Genomic DNA, 16,908 nt, shown 5'->3' with positions numbered 1-16,908 from the left:
TCAATGCCTTCGGGGAGCAGACAACACACAGACATTTGAACGCATACAAGATCATACGGTTCACTAAATACTATATCTCTGCGGCCCTGGTAAGACCTCATTTTCGCGGGAATATTACATAAAATTCTGAAAATAATTACCACGGGTCGCCAAGCCCCGCACGCTCCTGTGCCAAGGTACGCGCATGGGGCACAGTTCCGGTGATGCAGCGGCGCGGGAATGTGCATACAATAACCGCAACCGTGCCGGAGGCAGGTAGGTTGCCCGTTGTTCGGGCGCCTGGTTTCCTGTGCTCTAGTGCCCAGCCTCAGCGGAGGTTTTAAGGGCCTCAGCTTCCTCGTCAAGGGCCGCAGTGTGCTCGGCGGAAGCCTGCTGCGCCTGGGTGAACGCGTCCTCATCCACGGTGAGCGTGTGCTTGACCCGCGCGAAGTACACAATCGTCAGAACCAGGAAGTACCCCACGCCCACAATCGCGGGGACAAGTGAGCCGCGCACCATGAACAGGGCAACCCACACGGTAAAAAGCACCATGATGCCCGCGCCCGCCGTAACGCGCCCGCCCCACAGGCGGAACGCCGAGCTTTGACCCTCAACCCGCCGGTACACAATGTACGCGAGCAGAATCAGCACCCACACGGTGAGCGCACACACCATAATCAGGAAGATCATGGAGAGGAACGCCTCTTGCGGGCTGAACAACGCCAGCAGAATAGCGATAACAACGCCGCTGGTGGAAACCCATACGGCACGCGAAGGCACCCCGGAGGCGTTCACCGCAGCCAACGCACGGGGCGCCATACGGTCGGTTGCCAGCGAATGCATCAGGCGGGCACCGGCATACAGGTTAGCGTTTGCCGAGGACAGTGCCGCAATGAGCACCACAAAGTTCACGAAATGCGCCGCGCCCGTAATGCCCAACTGGTCAAAAACCAGAACGAACGGGGAGGTTTCGACTTTCTCCCCCAGCTCACCCGCCGAACGCCACGGAATAATCGACACCACAATAAACAGCGCCAGCACGTAGAACGTTGCCAGACGAATCATCATAGCCTTCGCACTGGAACGCACCGACCGGGCGGGGTCCTTGGCTTCTGCGGCGGAGATAGAGATCATCTCAATACCGCCGAAGGAGAACATCACGACCGCCAGCGAAAGCCAGACCGAACCGAACCCGTGGGGCATGAACCCGCCGTCGTTGAAAAGGTTGGCGGTGCCAGCCGCTGCATGCCCGGGAAGCCCGAAGAACACCAGGCACAGGCCCACCAGAATAAAGGCGATCACCGAAATAACTTTAATGGATGAGAGGAAAAATTCGAGCGTACCAAAGGATTTCACGCTCGTAATGTTCAGAATAATAATTGCGACACCGAATACCGCGATGCCCGCCCACAGGGGCAGCTGCGGCCACCAGTAATTCAGGTAGGTGGCTACAGACACCAGCTCCACGCCGGTAATGACCACGGTCGCCGTCCAGTAGGCCACCCGCGTCAGAAAACCGGCGTACGGGCCAAGGTACCTGGTGGCGATGGCACCGAAACCGCCTCGCACCGGGTAACGCACCGCCATTTCGCCGGTGGCCGCGCCTATGACGGAGGCGAGCGCCGAACCGATAGCATACGCGAGAATAACGGCTGGCCCGGCCATGGCGATTGCCCGCCCGGACCCCAGGAATAGGCCGGTGCCAAGCGCTGAGCCCATGACGATCATGGTCATCTGCCCGTGTGAGAGGGAGCGCTTGAGTTCGGCACGGTCGGGGCGCTTGTGCGGGTGCTCGGCACCGGTTCTGGGTGATGCGGAGTGTTGAGGGTCGGAGTCAGTCATGGGGTTAGCCTTCCACGGAGATGCTGGGGAACTATGATGAGCGTGTTTGTGTTTCTAGGGTAGTACACCCGTCGCCATTACTACACCGGCGGGCAGAGGATGAAATATCCTCTGCCCGCAGTTATAGCTCAACAGGCTACGCGTCTTCTTTCTGTGGTTCGGTCAATGCCTCCAGGTCGGCCCGTGGGAAACCGCCGCGTTTTTTCGCCAGCACCACGTAGAAGACGGAGATAATGGCGAAGAACACCACGCCCACCTGCACGGATACTACGGCGCTCGAATCGGGAAGCATGAACAGGGCAACCAAGGTTGCAAGCACCCCGGCAAGCCCCACACCCGCCGTGATGCGCCCACCCCAGACGGTGAACCCCGAAGAGTTCCCCTGGTGCTTCTTGTACGCCTGGTAGGTCAGCAGAATCATGCTCCATACCACCAGAATGCACAGGGTGACCAGGGCCATTAGCAGCTCGAAAATATTACTGATTTCTGCCACCGCCATAACAGATGCGACCACCACACCCAGGAAGGAAAGCAGAAGCGCGGTGACGGGCACACCATTATGGTTCGTGGTGCCCGCGAACTGAGGCGCCATTTTATCGCCCGCAAGCGCGTGGAGCAGGCGGGTTGCCGCATACAGCGAGGCGTTCGCGCCCGAAAGCGCGGCGATCAGAATCACGAAGTTGGTAATGTCTGCCGCATAGGGAATACCCAGTTCAGAGAACACCATCACGAAGGGTGACTGGCCGATGTCTTTGCCGGTCTGCGCCGCCTGCTGCCAGGGCATCAGGCACAGAATGATCAGCATTGAGAGCACGTAGAAGCTGGAGAGCCGCCAGATCATGGCTTTAACACTGGTGCGCACCGAACGCGCAGGGTTCCTCGCTTCTGCGGCGGAGATGGAAAGCATTTCAACGCCGCCGAAGGAGAACATCACAATTGCCATCGAAACCCAGACGGCGCCGACTCCGTTAGGGAGCAGCCCGCCGTCGTTCACGAGATTTGCGGTGCCCGCCGCAGCGTGCCCGGGCAGGCCAACGAACATAAGAAGCAGCCCCAGCACAATAAAGACGATAACCGCAATTACTTTAATGGAGGAGAGGAAAAATTCGAGGGCGCCGAAGGATTTAACGCTCACCAGGTTCAGGATGAGAATCAGGATGCCGGAGGCCGCCACCGTCACCCACAGCGGGATATCGGGGAACCAGTACGAGAAATATTTGCCGACCGCCACGAGTTCGGCGCCGGTCAGCGGCACGGTGGTTGCCCAGTACGCCCAGCGGCCAATATACCCGGCGTAGGGGCTGAGGTATCTGGTGGCGATGGTGCCGAACCCGCCGGGAACGGGGTGGCGAACCGCCATTTCACCCGCGCACGCCGCGATAATAGCGGCGATCATGGAGCCAACAGCGTAGGCGATAATAGCACCGGGTCCCGCAATTTTGATGGCGGAACCAGAGCCCAGAAAAAGGCCGGTTCCCAGGGCGAGGCCCATCGCGATCATGGTCATCTGACCGTGCGAGAGGGAACGTTTCAGTTCGCCGTCGCCGGTTGCGGGGTTATCAGCAGGCTTCACGGGGCCCTGTTCTGCGGTGCTCATAGGTTTCTTTCGGTGGGTTCTTGGTGCGGCACCTCACGCATTGAGTGTGCGCAGGGTACTGAATAACTATTACTCTCTGCGGGGGCAGGCGCAAACCCGCTGGCAGGGGCACAGGCGGGTTTACCGGGTTTTGGGTGGGGTTTTCACGCATCCGACCCCTAAAATCTCAATATGTGAAACATGGGGTGGGGGCTTCGGCCTGCTGCCTGGCGCAGCCGCCCCGCGGCAGGGCCTCTTTGGCGGTACAGAATTTTAAAAGCAGCCGGGGCGGAGAACACGCAATCCTCCACCCCGCCATATGCTAGGCGCCCCGCATGACGTTTTAGCTCTTGTACTCGACTTCGTGGCGTTTGAACCAGCCAATCACCGGGTAGCTGATAGGCATAAGCACAATCTCAACCAAACACTTATACACGTACCCGACCAGGGTGTAGCTAATGAACTGATCCAGGGTGGTAATCCCCAGAATAGGCGAAGCAATCGCACAGAAAATAATAGTGTCCGCCAACTCACCCACAAGGGTTGAGGCGATCATACGCGCCCACATGAACCGCCCGGAGGTGGCCTTCTTCATGGCGACCATCACCCACGCGTTCAGAAGCTGACCCGTCAAATACCCCAGCAGCGACCCGGCAAAAATCTGCCATACGGGACCAAGAATAATGGCGAACGCCTCTTGGTTCGCATAGTAGCTGGCGGGCGGCAGGGCGACGGTCAGCAGGAAGCACCCAGCAGCGAACGCCGCCGCCACAAACGAGGCGATAATAGCCCGGCGAGCGCGCTTAAACCCGTACACCTCAGAGAGCACATCACCGAGCACATAGGCCAGCGGGTACAGGAAGAAACCGCCGTCACTGGGAATGAAGTTGCCGTTCGTGAACGGCGGGAACTCGAACGGCAGCGGCCCGAACTCAATACTCTTCGTGGCCGCAATATTCGAAATAATCAGAATCACGCAGGATGCGCCCAGCAGCAGGTCGAAATAGCGGCGTTTACCCGCCCAAGGGACGGGTACGTTCGTGGTATCGGGGCGCGCCTCATTGGTGGGTGTGGACATTCTTCTCCCTGGTAGGTTCTTTCCGTCACCGCACGCCGCGCCCAATATGCTGCTGCCCGTCACCTCCGCAGGTGGGCGGGGCCCGCAGCCACACGACTGGGATACACGGCGTACACGGTCTTGTGCTGTATTGCCCGTCTGCCACCCGAGCATCACCCATTTTAACCCACGCCGACGCCTCCGCAACGCCACACGCCCGGTCATACCCGGTGCACAGCCCCGGAACGGTTTTACATGGTTTTAGCGCGAGCGGTGGCCTCATCCCGTATCCGCTTCACCTGCTGGATACGCCCTGCATTCTGCTGCACCCACTCGCGGTTAGCTGATAGCACCGCCTGGTCAAGCTTCTCGAAATAGTGCAGCTTCTTATCGCACGCGTAGTCCGCGGCGGCCAGCTGCTGCTCTTTCGCATTGGTGAGAACACCTTCACCCCGGTACAGCCCGGCGATCGCCTCAGCCCGCTCAGCCACCAGCGGCGGCGCGCCCACATTATTAAAACCAGCGTCCTCCAGGCACTGCTGGTAGGCGCCCCGGTTCTCATCGTGCACTTTGCGGGCCGCCTCGGCTGAACGCGCGCCCAGCTGCCTCAGCTCGGGGTACAGTGCCTCATAGGTGGCGTAGTTCTCTAAGGAACCGAATACTTTCTGGATGGCTATACCTTTGCACCCGTACTCAGCCGGGTCGGCGGTGACCGCAATGGGGGTGAACAGGTTCGGGGCGGAGGGGGCCGTCGATTTGCCCCAGTCGTACTTTTGCGGGCGCAGGTTCCTGGAATCCAGTTGCGGGCGGGAACCGTACATGGCCTGCCGCTGCGCTGACGAGAGGTAGCTGAGGGTCGGGTAGGTTTCGGGGATCCACAGGGTGGTGGAGTAGCCGCGGAACTTCGCGTCTTCTTCACTCTCGAAACGGCCACTGATTTCGGAAATACTCTCATGCGCCCGCAGCCGCGCCTCCCACCCGCCAGAGGTGAAACCGGACTCACGCATGCACTGCGCGCCCGCCTTCTGAAGCGCCGTATTAATCTCTGCGGGGCCACTCAGGTACTCAAGCACAGCCTGCTCATCCCCTGAGGTTCCCTCCTGCTGTGTGGCACCCGCCCGCCCGCTATCTATCCCGCCGCACCCGCTCAAAGCAAGCATGAGCGCGGCAGCCGCCAGCAGTGAGCGTTTACCTGTTCGCATGGTCCTACTGTTCCTTTGACGATGTTCACCGGTAGCCACCGTGGCTACCCTCCTCACTATCGTACGTTGAGGGTACGCACCTCATTGTCTTAAAACCACTGTACCTATTCTTTATAAAAGCGGAAGCCACCCGGCGTATTGTTTCGGTGAGCTAAAACTTTTACCCTTGGGCTTTTGACTCTTCTATCAGCCCAAAGGCGGATAGGAGGAAAGGCATAGGTGTGGCTGGGGATTTGGCTAATACGTTCGGCATAGGGTTGTAGTTCCCCGTAAGATGTGCGTTCCCGCATGCTTTTTCGTACTCCTCAAAAGGAAAATCTTGAGGAATAGTTTTCTCATCTTTCTCCAAGACTCCCGATAACTGATGATAGTGCTGTTGCGCATCTTTCTGGTTTTGGTATTTTCTGACCCGTTCGTAATGAGCGTTAAGCCACACTTCAAAGCACGGTGCATTCACAACAACAGTTATCTTTTTGCGCTGACAGTCTTTGATAAAACTCTGCATCTTTTTACTGCTGTGGTCGTCCTGATCTACCACAAGCCATACCTGATCATAGTTTTTAGACGTTCTGCCTATTACTTTTTGAAGTATCCACGTGGGATCTCCCGAAATAGCTTCTACCGTTACTGAATACTTTTCACGCGGTCCGTTGACCTTATCGCGTAACCATTCAAGGTAACGATGCTCCGTCACTTTACCATTGGTTACAACTAGGATAGTGGTCTTTTTGCTGCGTTTCTTGGTGCTCTTAGCGCGACGGCTCATTGTTCCGCCTCTAAGAGAGCACGTAACTCAGACATGTAGGTGGTGGGTATAGCTCCGAAAGCACCGGTGAGATACTGTTTCTGAATATTGCTCTTGGGACGGGTATCAAACTCTTCCAGGGAAAAAATTTCGCTCGCGCCTTCGTCATTTTTCTCGGTGAACCATACTTCAGGAGAATCGAGCAATCGCATGGGGATATTTCCTAACAGTGTTGCATCATGCGAAGTAAAAATGAGCTGAGCTCCGGTACGGTTCATGTCAGGGTTCTTGAACATGCTCACCAATTCAGCCGCCAAAGTGGGGTGCAAGCTGGAGTCCAGTTCATCCACCACCAACATGCCTCCTTGTTGAAGAGCACCTACCGCCTGACTAACGAGAGCAAGCCAGCCGAGAGTACCGTCACTCTGTGCGTTAAGACCCAACCGTGCCTCTTCTGTATTCGCTCCACGATGGTATACAGAAATCGCACGTGCAACATCTAGAAGCTCTTCTTCACTATAAAGAACAGGGAAAATCCCTTTGAATACTTCCCTTGGGCCATATTCATCAATAGCTTTCGCTAATGTCTTCGATAAATCCTCCGGAAGTTCTTTACGATCTATTTCAAGACGGGCAATTCCAGTGTCAGCCACACGCGCCAGAACGCTCAAGTAACGCGACCAAACGGTGCTGATCATATGGAACGTAATTTGTATGATGTTTTCTCGGCGCGATGACATATCGCGTACAAAGTGAATACTCGCGTCAAGGGCACGTACCAGAGGGGCAAGGCTCTCGTGCCCATATTGCCGTGCAACCGCTAAAAACAGCTGATCTGGCTGCGTAATTTTATTGACTTCACGGGTGGCGCCTTTCAGCGAGGGCCCAGCCTTTACGGTAACCGTGGAGTCCTCTTGGGTGCGGCGTTCAAAGAGTAACCGTGCTGTACCTTTTGGGTAGGCGTGCATGGTCTCAAGGGCTATAGCACCACGTTTATCTGCCTGTACCCGATAGTCATAGCGCACCTGCTCGTGCGTGAAACTCAGCGTATAGGTGGTCTGCGGTTCAGGCGGGTTTTGAAGCAGATAGGGGTAGTACAGGCGCTCGCCGGGCCTACGAATAGCCTGATTCAAGCTGACGAGAGCACGAATAATGGTGCTTTTGCCGGATGCATTCGCCCCAAAAATAGCGGCCACTCGGCTCGTGGTCTCCTCCCAAGTCTGCCCATTTTTCGGTACCTGCGTTTTGAGGGAGGGAAGCACCATCGACAGGTATGCTTCATCCCTGAAACATTCATAGTTTTCAACCGAGAATTCAAGAAGCATATACCCATACTAGCAAAATAAAGGCTTTTCTAGGAAAATTTTTCCTAAATACCGCATTATTTTGGTTATATTCTGAAAAAAGACACCCTCCGCGGTGGGGCGCATGGTCCACCACCGGAAGGGCGTCTCAATATGGGGGAAGATTAAAACTTCGTGCCGGTTAGCCGCTCGTAGGCTTCAATGTAGCGGGCGCGGGTTTTCTCCACCACGGCCTCGGGCAGGTGAGGCACATTATCGGAGCCGTCCCAGCCCGCCTCCGGCGAGCGCAGCCAGTCGCGCACATACTGTTTATCGAAGCTCGGCTGGGATTTGCCTGGCTCATACTCGCTCGCGTCCCAGAACCGTGAGGAGTCGGGGGTGAGCAGCTCATCGCCGAGGGTGATTTCGCCGCGGTATGAGTCAGTGCCGAACTCAACTTTGGTATCCGCAAGGATAATGCCCTGCTCGCGGGCGATCTTTTCGGCGGTGGTGTAAATGTACAGGGTCAGCTCTTCAAGCCGCTCGGCCACGGCCTCCCCCACTTCTTCCCACAGTTCTTGGCGGGTGACCATCTCATCATGTTCACCCACCTCAGCCTTGCCAGTGGGGGTGAAGATTGGCGGCTGCAGTCGGGAGCCGTTCACCAGCCCAGCGGGAAGCTCAATCCCCGCAATGGTGCCGCTTTCGCGGTATGTCTCCAGCCCCGACCCTGTCAGGTACCCGCGGGCAATGCACTCCACCGGGAACATATTCAGCGACTTGCAGATCATGGCTCGCCCCGCCACCTCGTCCGGCACGTCCGTGGAAAGCACGTGGTTTGGCACGTCCCCCAGCTGTTTAAACCACCACAGGGAAAGCTGCGTCAGAACCGCGCCTTTGTCGGGGATTTCGGTGGGAAGGATCTTATCGAAAGCACTAATGCGGTCGGAGGCGACCACCATGACGGAGCCTGCGCGTACCTCAGCATCGTCGCTGATAGTTAGCCCGGCAGCGTCGTAACGGCTTTCTTCGGGAACATACAGGTCACGGACTTTACCGGAGTAGACGTGAGTCCAACCTGGAATCTCAATGGGGGCGGGGCGGGAGGTCATGGGCATCTCCTGAGATGTGTTCTGCGGTGGTTGAAGAGCTGTGTACTTTTTAACATACCCGATATGATGCCCCGGCGTGCAATAGTACGCCCTCACGGGTTCTGAGGGTGAGGTGGCACTCTTAAAAAATGAGGTGACCGGCGTTTGGGTGCGTTGCCGGTCACCTTCTGGCGGGCGGGGTAGCGCCCAGTCGGGGGCACCAAGTAGGATGCCGCACCAGATACCGATGCCCCCGCTGCGTTAGACGCGGAGTTCGGGCACGGTAATCGCCCCCTGCACCGCTTTGAGAGCGATATCGGTGCGGTATTGTGCGCCTTCCCAAGTAATAGCATGTACCCCCTCGTAGGCGGCATCGCGCGCCTGGGCAAGGGTATCACCAAGCGCGACGACGGCGAGCACCCGCCCGCCCGCTGTCACAATCTCTTCGCCCGCGACGGCGGTTCCGGCGTGCACCACATGCACACCGGGCACGTTGGATGCGCTCTCAAGCCCCGCTATCGCATCGCCCTTACGCGGGGTTCCCGGGTAGTTTTCTGCTGCCATGACCACGTCTACGGCGGTGCGGGGGTCCCATTCCAGGCGGGTGTCTTCGGCGATCTCGCCGCGGGATGCCGCAAGGAGCAGCTGCCCGAGCGGGGTGCGCAGGCGTGCCAGCACCGCCTGGGTTTCGGGGTCGCCAAAGCGAGCGTTGAATTCGATGACGCGCACGCCGCGGCTGGTAACGGCGAGCCCGCAGAAGAGCACGCCCACGAACGGGGTGCCGCATTCTGCCATGCGAGCGATGGTGGGGCGGGCGATCTTTTCGATCACTTCGTCCACAAATCCTTCGGGCAGCCAGTCAAGCGGGGTGTAGGCGCCCATCCCACCGGTGTTCGGGCCTTCATCGTTGTCAAAGATGCGCTTGAAATCCTGCGCCGGAGAGAGCGGGAGCACGTTCTTTCCGTCGCTGATGACGAAGAGCGATACTTCGGGACCGTCCAAGAATTCTTCGATCACCACGGAACCGCCAGCGGCAAAGCAGGCGTTCGCATGCTCTAAAGCGGCATCCCGGTTCTCGGTGACAACTACGCCCTTACCCGCGGCGAGCCCGTCGTCTTTCACCACATAGGGGGCGCCGAATTCATCAAGAGCCTGCGCCGCTTCGGCCTCGGTTGTGGCGACGAAGGCGCGGGCGGTCGGCACGTTTGCCTCCTCCATCACCTGCTTGGCGAATGCCTTGGACCCCTCAAGCTGTGCCGCAGCCGCAGAGGGCCCGAAGACCGCGAAGCCTGCCTCGCGCAGGGCATCAGAAACACCGGCGACTAGAGGTGCCTCAGGGCCAATAACCACCAGGTCTGCGGCGAGCTCACGGGCGAGCGCAACGGCCTGCTCGGGGTTATTGGCGTCGATGGCGTGTACCGGAACGTCCTGAGCGATGCCCGCGTTGCCGGGTGCGCTGTGAACTTCGGTTACCTGTGGATCGCGCGCAAGCGCACGGATAATTGCGTGTTCGCGGCCGCCGGGGCCCAGTACCAAAACCTTCATGTACATAAGGGTACCGTGTCGGATGCTACCCGGGCGGGGTTTGTAACACCCCATGACTGTGCTTTACCTAGTGATCTTCTGCCCCCATAACGTTTTTACCGTGTAACGTTTTGCCCGCCGAATAGTGCCTTGAACCGTTCATCTGTTTTCCGTGTGTTGTGGGTTCACCGCGTTCGTAGGTTAGCTGCCTCAAGAGGTGCGGCAGCGGACCTCACCCACAAACGTCTCATATGCTTTCTGCTCTGCGGGAGGGAAGATGAAAATATAGGTTTTCTCGCGGCCTTTAACGCGTGCCTGGATTTTCAGTGCCGGTCCGCGCCGCAGGTTACCAAATATCAAACCGGTACCGGGCGCCAAACGCAGCCCGATGCCTACAGTTTCATGCACCACATCGTATTCGGGGAGTACTTGTATATCTGTAACCTCGTCCCAAGCAATACGCCGCCGAAATAGTGGCATGTACAGCAGAATAAAGCCTTCATGAATGACAAGTAATCGTTGGTATGCATTCGCTAGCGAAGCTGTGATAGCGGTAATCAGCAAGGCGATCATGATGAGGTCATACCGCCCAGGGTTCAGCCACGCAACTATGACCACAGGTATCAGAGCGATACTGGTGATCAGAAGCCGAAACTTCGGCGGCAAGTATATTTTGGGATATTTACCCACGATGACGGGCCGTTGAGAGTGAGGGTTGTCCCCAAGGGCTGCAGGGTCTTCGGACATGATGCCTCCGCCGCGTTCTACTGTTCTACCAGTGTACCGGGAGTAGCCTCTCAGACACCCTAGAAGCGCCGCGTATGTACGTCTTCTACTTCCCGCAAATTATCGGCAATATCAATGGTCATAAGGGCGACTGGATTCAGCCGCTCGTCGCCGCCATTAACTGCACGCTGTGAGTGGCATACGGTATCTGGCGCGAGAAGAAAGACTGGCCCATCGTGATTGCAAATGCGCCCGGCATTATTTTTGGCGGTACTGCGGCCATCACCGCGCTCATGTAGCCGCACATCCATCCAACTCAAGCTCCCCGCGCCACGCCCGAGGCGAATAATGCGCACTGAAGCCCGCAAAACCCTTTTAATAGGGTGTATGAATAGCGCACACATCGCAGAGGCCGCCACCCCCGTACGCGACGCCGAGCTGGCGGTTGCCACCCGCGGCGGCATGATCGAATCCCGCCACCGCGGCACCGTGGTGGTGCTCTCCCCCGGCGGCGATGTTATCCTCGCCCTCGGAGACGCCCACCGCCCCATCTTCGCGCGCTCCACTCTCAAACCGTTCCAGGCCATTGGGGCGCTCAAAGCCGGGGCGCCGCTGCGCGGGGCGCAGGTGGCGATCGCGTGCGCATCGCACCGGGGCACTTTCGAGCAGATGCGCGCGGTACAGGAGGCGCTGGCGGCAGCCGGGCTCAGCGCCGACGCACTCCAGTGCCCCGCCGTGTACCCCACCGACTCGGGCACGCGCGCCACCATGCTCCAGGCGGGGCTGTCAAAAACACCACTCGCGTTCGAGTGCTCCGGCAAACACGCCGCGTTCTTGTGGGCGTGCGCGGCCAAAAGTGAACGCGGCGAGCTTGAGCCGGATGCGGCACTGTGGAGCATCGACGCTTATCTTGACCCCCAGCACCCGCTGCAGCGCATGATCGTTGAAGAGGTGGAGGCGTTCACCGGCGAGCAGGTTGCGCACGCCAGCGTCGACGGGTGCGGCGCGCCCGTGTTCGCGTTATCACCGGTGGGTTTGGCCCGCGCCTACGCAACCCTGGGCACGGCGATCCGCAATATGGAGGCGGATGCGCGCGCCTCAACCGTAGCAACCGCGATGGTGGACTACCCCGAACTGATTCAGGGCCCAGACTCCCCCGACACGGTGGTGAGCGAGCGGCTGGACGCTGTGGTGAAAAGCGGCGCGGAGGGGATGCTGTGCATTGGCCTGCGCTCGGGGGCGAGCGCTGTGGTGAAGATTTCTGACGGGTCATCCCGTGCCACGCACCTGGTGGCGCTGCGGGCGCTGCAGGCGGCAGGGTTTTTGACGCAGACGACGGTGGATAGCCTGCTGACTGCGGTGCTTCGCCCCATTACCGGTGGTGTTGAAGACGGGCAGCCGCGTACTGTGGGGGAGCTGGTGCCTGGCACGGATCTTGCGGCGGTACTGGCTGGGGTGGCGCCCGCGGTGGCGGCACGGCACGGCTCAGACGGGGCCTGCCCCACGATGCATGAGGAAAAAGCACACGAAGAGACAACGCAGCGTGAGAAAACACCGGGTGAGCCAGAAGGAGCCGACAGCACAGCCACCGGCAAGGAGGCATCCGGCGCCCAAGCATCCGGGGCCGCTGGCGGTTCTGCGGGGGCCGCACCCGGTCGGGGTGTCAACGGCAGGCCCGTGCGTCATGCGCTCAAGGGCCGCAGGAACGGTAAGAAAGGCAGGCGTTAGTGGCGGTACGGCGCAAGGTGTCGGAGGCTGATGGGGCGGCTGCGCTGGCCACTGTACGCGGTGTTTTTGAGGCGGGCACACCGCTGACGGGCGGGCAGAACCGGGAAGAAATGGAACGGTTGTTCGCGTCCCTGCCGCGTGGGGTGCGCGCCACCGCCGTGCGGTACAGCCTGGAGGAGCTAGGCACTTTAGCCCCCGGCAATAGTGTTGAGGTGCGGGTGCCCCCGTTTGGGGTGACCCAGTGCGTGGCTGGCCCACGGCATACGCGCGGCACCCCGCCGAGTGTGGTTGAGGCGTCCGCTTTCGTGTGGTGTGCGCTCGCGCTTGGGGCGCTGGGGTGGGCTGATGCGTTGGGGTCAGCCCAGCTGAGCGCAAGCGGTGAGCGGTCTGATATTTCCCGCTATTTCCCGTTATTCTAGGCGCCGGATCTAGGCACCAACTGCCTGAATAACGCAGCTTATGGTGTATCACCCACGCCTTAGGGGCAGGTAATACGCCTTAAGCTGCGTTTTCCAAGCTCCCGCCGTTGAGGGAGCCGCTAGGCAGGGCACAGCCCAAAAGCTAGACTTGAAGATATGAGTAGCGCACACACACCTTCTAATTCCCGCCCTGATTCTTCGGGGCATTCCCCCACCCCCGTGCCTGAAGCATCCCCCGAGACCGAGGTCGAGTACTCGCAGGTGCGTATCCGCCGTGCCCCGTCCATTCCGGCGTTTATGATTCTGGGCCTGGTCGTGGGGCTTATTGTGGCGTTTGTTTCGGTGTGGTTCGGCTCGGGTAATCCCTCCTACACGTTTGAGGCGGTGTTCGGGGTGATCGCCGTCATTTTTGGTGCCGTGGGTACGGCCCTGGGGGCGCTTTTGGGGCTGTGGCTTGACCGCCGGTCGGTGAAGAAAGCCCGTATTGCCCGCGTCGAGCCTGAAGACTAAGAGCAGCCAGCCTGTGAGAAATATTCGTATGCCGCACCACTTTTTTCTGTTGGAGGGGGTAGACTGGTTGTGCGTCTTAATCTGGCAATTTTCAGCATCACACGCGAAGGCTGGTTAAGGCGTTCCCACAGTCCCGACGTCGAAAAGAAGTGAATTGATTCGCCCCGACGGAAAACTCACTCACGATCTGGATCCGGTTGATCATGGACCCAAGGACGCCTGCGGCGTATTTGGCGTCTGGGCACCCGGTGAAGACGTGGCAAAGCTCACCTACTACGGCCTGTACGCGATTCAGCACCGCGGCCAGGAATCAGCCGGTATTGCAACCAGCAACGGCAAACGCATTAGCGTGTATAAGGATATGGGGCTGGTCTCCCAGGTCTTTGACGAGGCAACGCTCAGCTCCATGCCCGGCGATCACGCTATCGGCCATGCGCGCTACTCCACCACGGGTGCATCCCACTGGGCGAATGCGCAGCCCACGCTGGGCACCACCCCGCACGGCACGCTCTGCCTAGCACACAACGGCAACCTCACGAACTCGGCTGACCTCTACGACCGTCTGCTGGCGAAGAACGGCGGTAAACCTCCGGCGTTTGGCGAGCTGGCGCAGGGCAACACCACCGATACTGCCCTGGTGACCGCGCTCTTAGCTGAGCACGATTTTGCCTCATTGGAGGAGGCGGTGCTTGATCTGCTGCCCACCCTGCGCGGGGCGTTCTGCCTCACGTTCATGGACGAAACCACCCTGTACGCGGCCCGTGACCCGCAGGGTGTGCGGCCGCTGGTGCTGGGGCGTTTGGAGCGGGGCTGGGTGGTGGCCTCCGAGACGGCGGCGCTCGATATTGTGGGTGCTTCTTTCGTGCGTGAGGTAGAGCCGGGCGAGCTTATCATCATTGATGAGGACGGGCTGCGGTCGCAGCGGTTTGCACCCGCCCAGCCCGCCGGGTGCGTGTTTGAGTTTGTGTACCTGGCCCGGCCTGATACGACCATTTCGGGGCGTTCAGTGTATGAGTCCCGCGTGGAGATGGGGCGGCAGCTGGCGCGTGAGCACCCGGTCGAGGCTGACCTGGTGATGCCCACCCCCGAATCCGGTGTGCCCGCCGCGATCGGTTACGCGGAGCAGTCCGGCATCCCCTTCGGCAATGGCCTAGTGAAGAACGCCTATGTGGGGCGCACCTTCATCCAGCCCTCGCAAACTATCCGCCAGCTGGGTATTCGACTCAAGCTGAACCCGCTCAAGTCTGTGGTGGCGGGCAAACGCCTGATCGTGATTGACGATTCGATTGTGCGCGGCAACACCCAGCGGGCCCTAGTGCGGATGCTCCGTGAGGCGGGTGCGAAGGAGGTACATGTGCGTATCTCGTCCCCACCGGTGAAATGGCCTTGCTTCTACGGTATTGATTTCGCCTCCCGCGCAGAGCTGATTGCGAACGGGCTTTCGGTCAACGAGATTGCCGCGTCCCTGGGGGCTGATTCGCTTGGTTTCATTTCGCAGGATGGCATGATGGCCGCCACCGAGCAGCCCACGAGGAACATGTGCACGGCGTGCTTCACCGGCAACTACCCGATTGAGCTTCCCGCCGAGGAACGGCGCGGCAAGTCCCTGTTCGACGCCTCAGAGAGTAAGGGCGGGCCGCTGTCTGGTATGGCTGCTGAGGTGACGGTTGAGCGCCCTGTCCCCACTAAGCCTGAGCACGCTGAGGCCGTGTCGATTGAGACCCGCGCAGGCACTGATTCACTGGAGCACAAGTTTGAGAGCAGCCCGCTGCCAGCGGCACCTGCGGGCGGGGGTGAGCCTGCACCGGGTCAGCACGCACCAGCCGGTGGGATGTGCAATCCGGGACCCGATGCGGACCTTGAGGCCCTGCTGACCGACGATGATCTTGTTCCGGCATCCGCCACGAAAACTGCTACCGATAAGGACTAACCCGAATGACTGAGAATACCGCCGCCGTCACCTACGCCAGTGCGGGCGTTGATGTTGAGGCGGGCGACCGCGCCGTTGAGCTCATGAAAGACGCGATTCGCGCCACCCACTCCTCCGCCGTGGTAGGTGGTGTGGGCGGGTTCGCGGGCCTGTATGATGCCTCGCAGCTGGTGAAGTACCGCCGCCCGTACTTGGCGACCTCCACGGACGGGGTGGGTACGAAGGTCGCTATTGCGCAGGCGCTTGATGTGCATGACACGATCGGTTATGACCTGGTGGGTATGGTTGTGGACGATATTGTGGTGTGCGGTGCGAAGCCGTTGTTTATGACCGACTATATTGCCACGGGCAAGGTGGTTCCTGAGCGTATTGCCGATATTGTGCGCGGTATTGCGGGGGCGTGTTCTGCGGCGGGTACGGCCCTGGTGGGTGGCGAGACGGCTGAGCATCCGGGTTTGCTGGCCGCGAATGAGTACGATGTTGCCGGTGCCGCCACGGGCGTGGTTGAGGCTGACGAGCTGCTGGGCCCTGAGCGGGTACGTGAGGGCGATGTGCTCATTGGTATGGCTTCTTCCGGCATCCACTCAAATGGTTATTCACTGGTTCGTAAAGTTATTAATGTTGCGGGGTGGGGCCTGGAACGTCAGGTAGACGAGCTGGGGCGCACCCTGGGTGAGGAACTGCTGGAACCCACCCGCGTGTACACTGCGGACTGCCTGGATCTGGCGCAGGCATTCCCCGTCAATGGCCCCGATGGGCAGACCGGCACCGGTATTCGCGGGTTCTCACACGTGACCGGCGGCGGTTTAGCAGCGAACCTGGCGCGCGTGCTGCCGCAGGGCTTGGAGGCCCGCGTGGACCGCTCCAGCTGGCAGATTCCGGCAATTTTCTCGCTGATCGGTTCGCTCGGCAACGTGCCGCTGCCCGATTTGGAACGCACCCTGAACCTGGGTGTGGGTATGGTCGCTATTGTGGACCCGTCAGTTGCCGAGGCCGCCGCACGCCGCCTCAACGACCGGGGTGTTCCCGCCTGGGTCATGGGCGATGTGGTGGCCGCAACCGAGCCCGACACCGACAGCCCCGACTATGTGCAGGGCGCTAAAGGCGTCAATGGCGGCGCGGTGCGCCTCTTCGGCCAGTACGCATAATTATTTACTGCCCGTCGTGTAGCGGGCGCGGCAGAGCACGCGGTGTTCCCGCTTCCCCTTCCGGGGCCGTGGGAACACCGCGTGCATGTGTTTGTATACCCTATGAAGTTCTCCAGTGAGCGTATCGCTCCCGGTGCTGTTCACCGTA

The 16,908-nt window shown here is 59.7% G+C and carries 14 protein-coding genes; 5 read left to right on the top strand and 9 right to left on the bottom strand.

The genetic code is table 11. From position 1 onward, the window contains the following. Positions 1-294: 294 nt before the first annotated feature. The 9 genes from D8M41_RS08825 to D8M41_RS08785 form a co-directional block, all read right to left on the bottom strand. Positions 295-1,821: an amino acid permease gene (locus D8M41_RS08825; protein ID WP_006887655.1), complete on the bottom strand. Its 1,527-nt coding sequence runs from the start codon at positions 1,819-1,821 to the stop codon at positions 295-297. Positions 1,822-1,957: 136 nt separating this feature from the next. Next, positions 1,958-3,418, bottom strand: coding sequence for an amino acid permease (locus D8M41_RS08820; RefSeq protein ID WP_238693506.1), 1,461 nt, complete (start codon positions 3,416-3,418; stop codon positions 1,958-1,960). Between the two features lie 322 nt (positions 3,419-3,740). Further along, complete coding sequence (locus tag D8M41_RS08815) at positions 3,741-4,475, bottom strand: queuosine precursor transporter (RefSeq protein ID WP_037236931.1); 735 nt, start codon at positions 4,473-4,475, stop codon at positions 3,741-3,743. A gap of 230 nt (positions 4,476-4,705) precedes the next feature. Then, a complete protein-coding gene (locus tag D8M41_RS08810) occupies positions 4,706-5,656 on the bottom strand; it encodes a hypothetical protein (protein ID WP_126926824.1) in 951 nt (316 codons plus the stop codon). A gap of 160 nt (positions 5,657-5,816) precedes the next feature. After that, positions 5,817-6,422: an RloB family protein gene (locus D8M41_RS08805; protein ID WP_126926823.1), complete on the bottom strand. Its 606-nt coding sequence runs from the start codon at positions 6,420-6,422 to the stop codon at positions 5,817-5,819. Continuing rightward, on the bottom strand, positions 6,419-7,726 hold the full coding sequence (locus tag D8M41_RS08800; protein ID WP_126926822.1) for an AAA family ATPase: 1,308 nt from the start codon (positions 7,724-7,726) through the stop codon (positions 6,419-6,421). The genes D8M41_RS08805 and D8M41_RS08800 overlap by 4 nt, the downstream gene beginning before the upstream one ends. Before the next feature lie 143 nt (positions 7,727-7,869). Then, entirely contained in the window at positions 7,870-8,796 is a 927-nt protein-coding gene (locus D8M41_RS08795; protein WP_126926821.1) for a phosphoribosylaminoimidazolesuccinocarboxamide synthase, read from the bottom strand. Between the two features lie 240 nt (positions 8,797-9,036). After that, positions 9,037-10,320 (bottom strand): phosphoribosylamine--glycine ligase, encoded by a 1,284-nt coding sequence (purD, locus tag D8M41_RS08790; protein WP_126926820.1) that lies wholly within the window; start codon positions 10,318-10,320, stop codon positions 9,037-9,039. A 189-nt stretch (positions 10,321-10,509) separates the two neighbouring features. Next, positions 10,510-11,046, bottom strand: a complete 537-nt coding sequence (locus D8M41_RS08785; RefSeq protein ID WP_126926819.1) for a hypothetical protein — start codon at positions 11,044-11,046, stop codon at positions 10,510-10,512. Positions 11,047-11,412: 366 nt separating this feature from the next. Here D8M41_RS08785 and D8M41_RS08775 point away from each other — a divergent pair, with 366 nt between their 5' ends. The 5 genes from D8M41_RS08775 (at position 11,413) to purM (ending at position 16,760) form a co-directional block, all read left to right on the top strand. After that, positions 11,413-12,753, top strand: a complete 1,341-nt coding sequence (locus tag D8M41_RS08775; protein WP_126926818.1) for an asparaginase — start codon at positions 11,413-11,415, stop codon at positions 12,751-12,753. Then, positions 12,753-13,172 carry a sterol carrier family protein gene (locus tag D8M41_RS08770; protein WP_006887664.1) on the top strand — a complete coding sequence of 140 codons (420 nt, stop codon included), beginning with the start codon at positions 12,753-12,755 and terminating at the stop codon, positions 13,170-13,172. The genes D8M41_RS08775 and D8M41_RS08770 overlap by 1 nt, the downstream gene beginning before the upstream one ends. A gap of 156 nt (positions 13,173-13,328) precedes the next feature. Then, positions 13,329-13,682 (top strand): hypothetical protein, encoded by a 354-nt coding sequence (locus D8M41_RS08765; RefSeq protein ID WP_126926817.1) that lies wholly within the window; start codon positions 13,329-13,331, stop codon positions 13,680-13,682. Positions 13,683-13,836: 154 nt separating this feature from the next. Then, positions 13,837-15,612, top strand: coding sequence for an amidophosphoribosyltransferase (purF, locus tag D8M41_RS08760; protein ID WP_006887660.1), 1,776 nt, complete (start codon positions 13,837-13,839; stop codon positions 15,610-15,612). Between the two features lie 5 nt (positions 15,613-15,617). After that, a complete protein-coding gene (gene purM / locus D8M41_RS08755) occupies positions 15,618-16,760 on the top strand; it encodes a phosphoribosylformylglycinamidine cyclo-ligase (protein WP_006887658.1) in 1,143 nt (380 codons plus the stop codon). Positions 16,761-16,908: the final 148 nt, after the last annotated feature.

It is taken from the genome of Rothia sp. HSID18069 (assembly GCF_003989155.1).
Lineage (GTDB): Bacteria > Actinomycetota > Actinomycetes > Actinomycetales > Micrococcaceae > Rothia > Rothia aeria.
The sequence above is the reverse complement of the archived record's forward strand: the minus strand, read 5'-3'. Positions and strand labels throughout refer to the sequence as shown.

What these genes read in the sequence shown, in the direction of transcription:
- D8M41_RS08825 (WP_006887655.1), bottom strand. Translation starts at nt 1,821, where the DNA reads ATGACTGACTCCGACCCTCAACACTCCGCATCACCCAGAACCGGTGCC.
- D8M41_RS08820 (WP_238693506.1), bottom strand. Translation starts at nt 3,418, where the DNA reads ATGAGCACCGCAGAACAGGGCCCCGTGAAGCCTGCTGATAACCCCGCA.
- D8M41_RS08815 (WP_037236931.1), bottom strand. Translation starts at nt 4,475, where the DNA reads ATGTCCACACCCACCAATGAGGCGCGCCCCGATACCACGAACGTACCC.
- D8M41_RS08810 (WP_126926824.1), bottom strand. Translation starts at nt 5,656, where the DNA reads ATGCGAACAGGTAAACGCTCACTGCTGGCGGCTGCCGCGCTCATGCTT.
- D8M41_RS08805 (WP_126926823.1), bottom strand. Translation starts at nt 6,422, where the DNA reads ATGAGCCGTCGCGCTAAGAGCACCAAGAAACGCAGCAAAAAGACCACT.
- D8M41_RS08800 (WP_126926822.1), bottom strand. Translation starts at nt 7,726, where the DNA reads ATGCTTCTTGAATTCTCGGTTGAAAACTATGAATGTTTCAGGGATGAA.
- D8M41_RS08795 (WP_126926821.1), bottom strand. Translation starts at nt 8,796, where the DNA reads ATGACCTCCCGCCCCGCCCCCATTGAGATTCCAGGTTGGACTCACGTC.
- purD (WP_126926820.1), bottom strand. Translation starts at nt 10,320, where the DNA reads ATGAAGGTTTTGGTACTGGGCCCCGGCGGCCGCGAACACGCAATTATC.
- D8M41_RS08785 (WP_126926819.1), bottom strand. Translation starts at nt 11,046, where the DNA reads ATGTCCGAAGACCCTGCAGCCCTTGGGGACAACCCTCACTCTCAACGG.
- D8M41_RS08775 (WP_126926818.1), top strand. Translation starts at nt 11,413, where the DNA reads ATGAATAGCGCACACATCGCAGAGGCCGCCACCCCCGTACGCGACGCC.
- D8M41_RS08765 (WP_126926817.1), top strand. Translation starts at nt 13,329, where the DNA reads ATGAGTAGCGCACACACACCTTCTAATTCCCGCCCTGATTCTTCGGGG.
- purM (WP_006887658.1), top strand. Translation starts at nt 15,618, where the DNA reads ATGACTGAGAATACCGCCGCCGTCACCTACGCCAGTGCGGGCGTTGAT.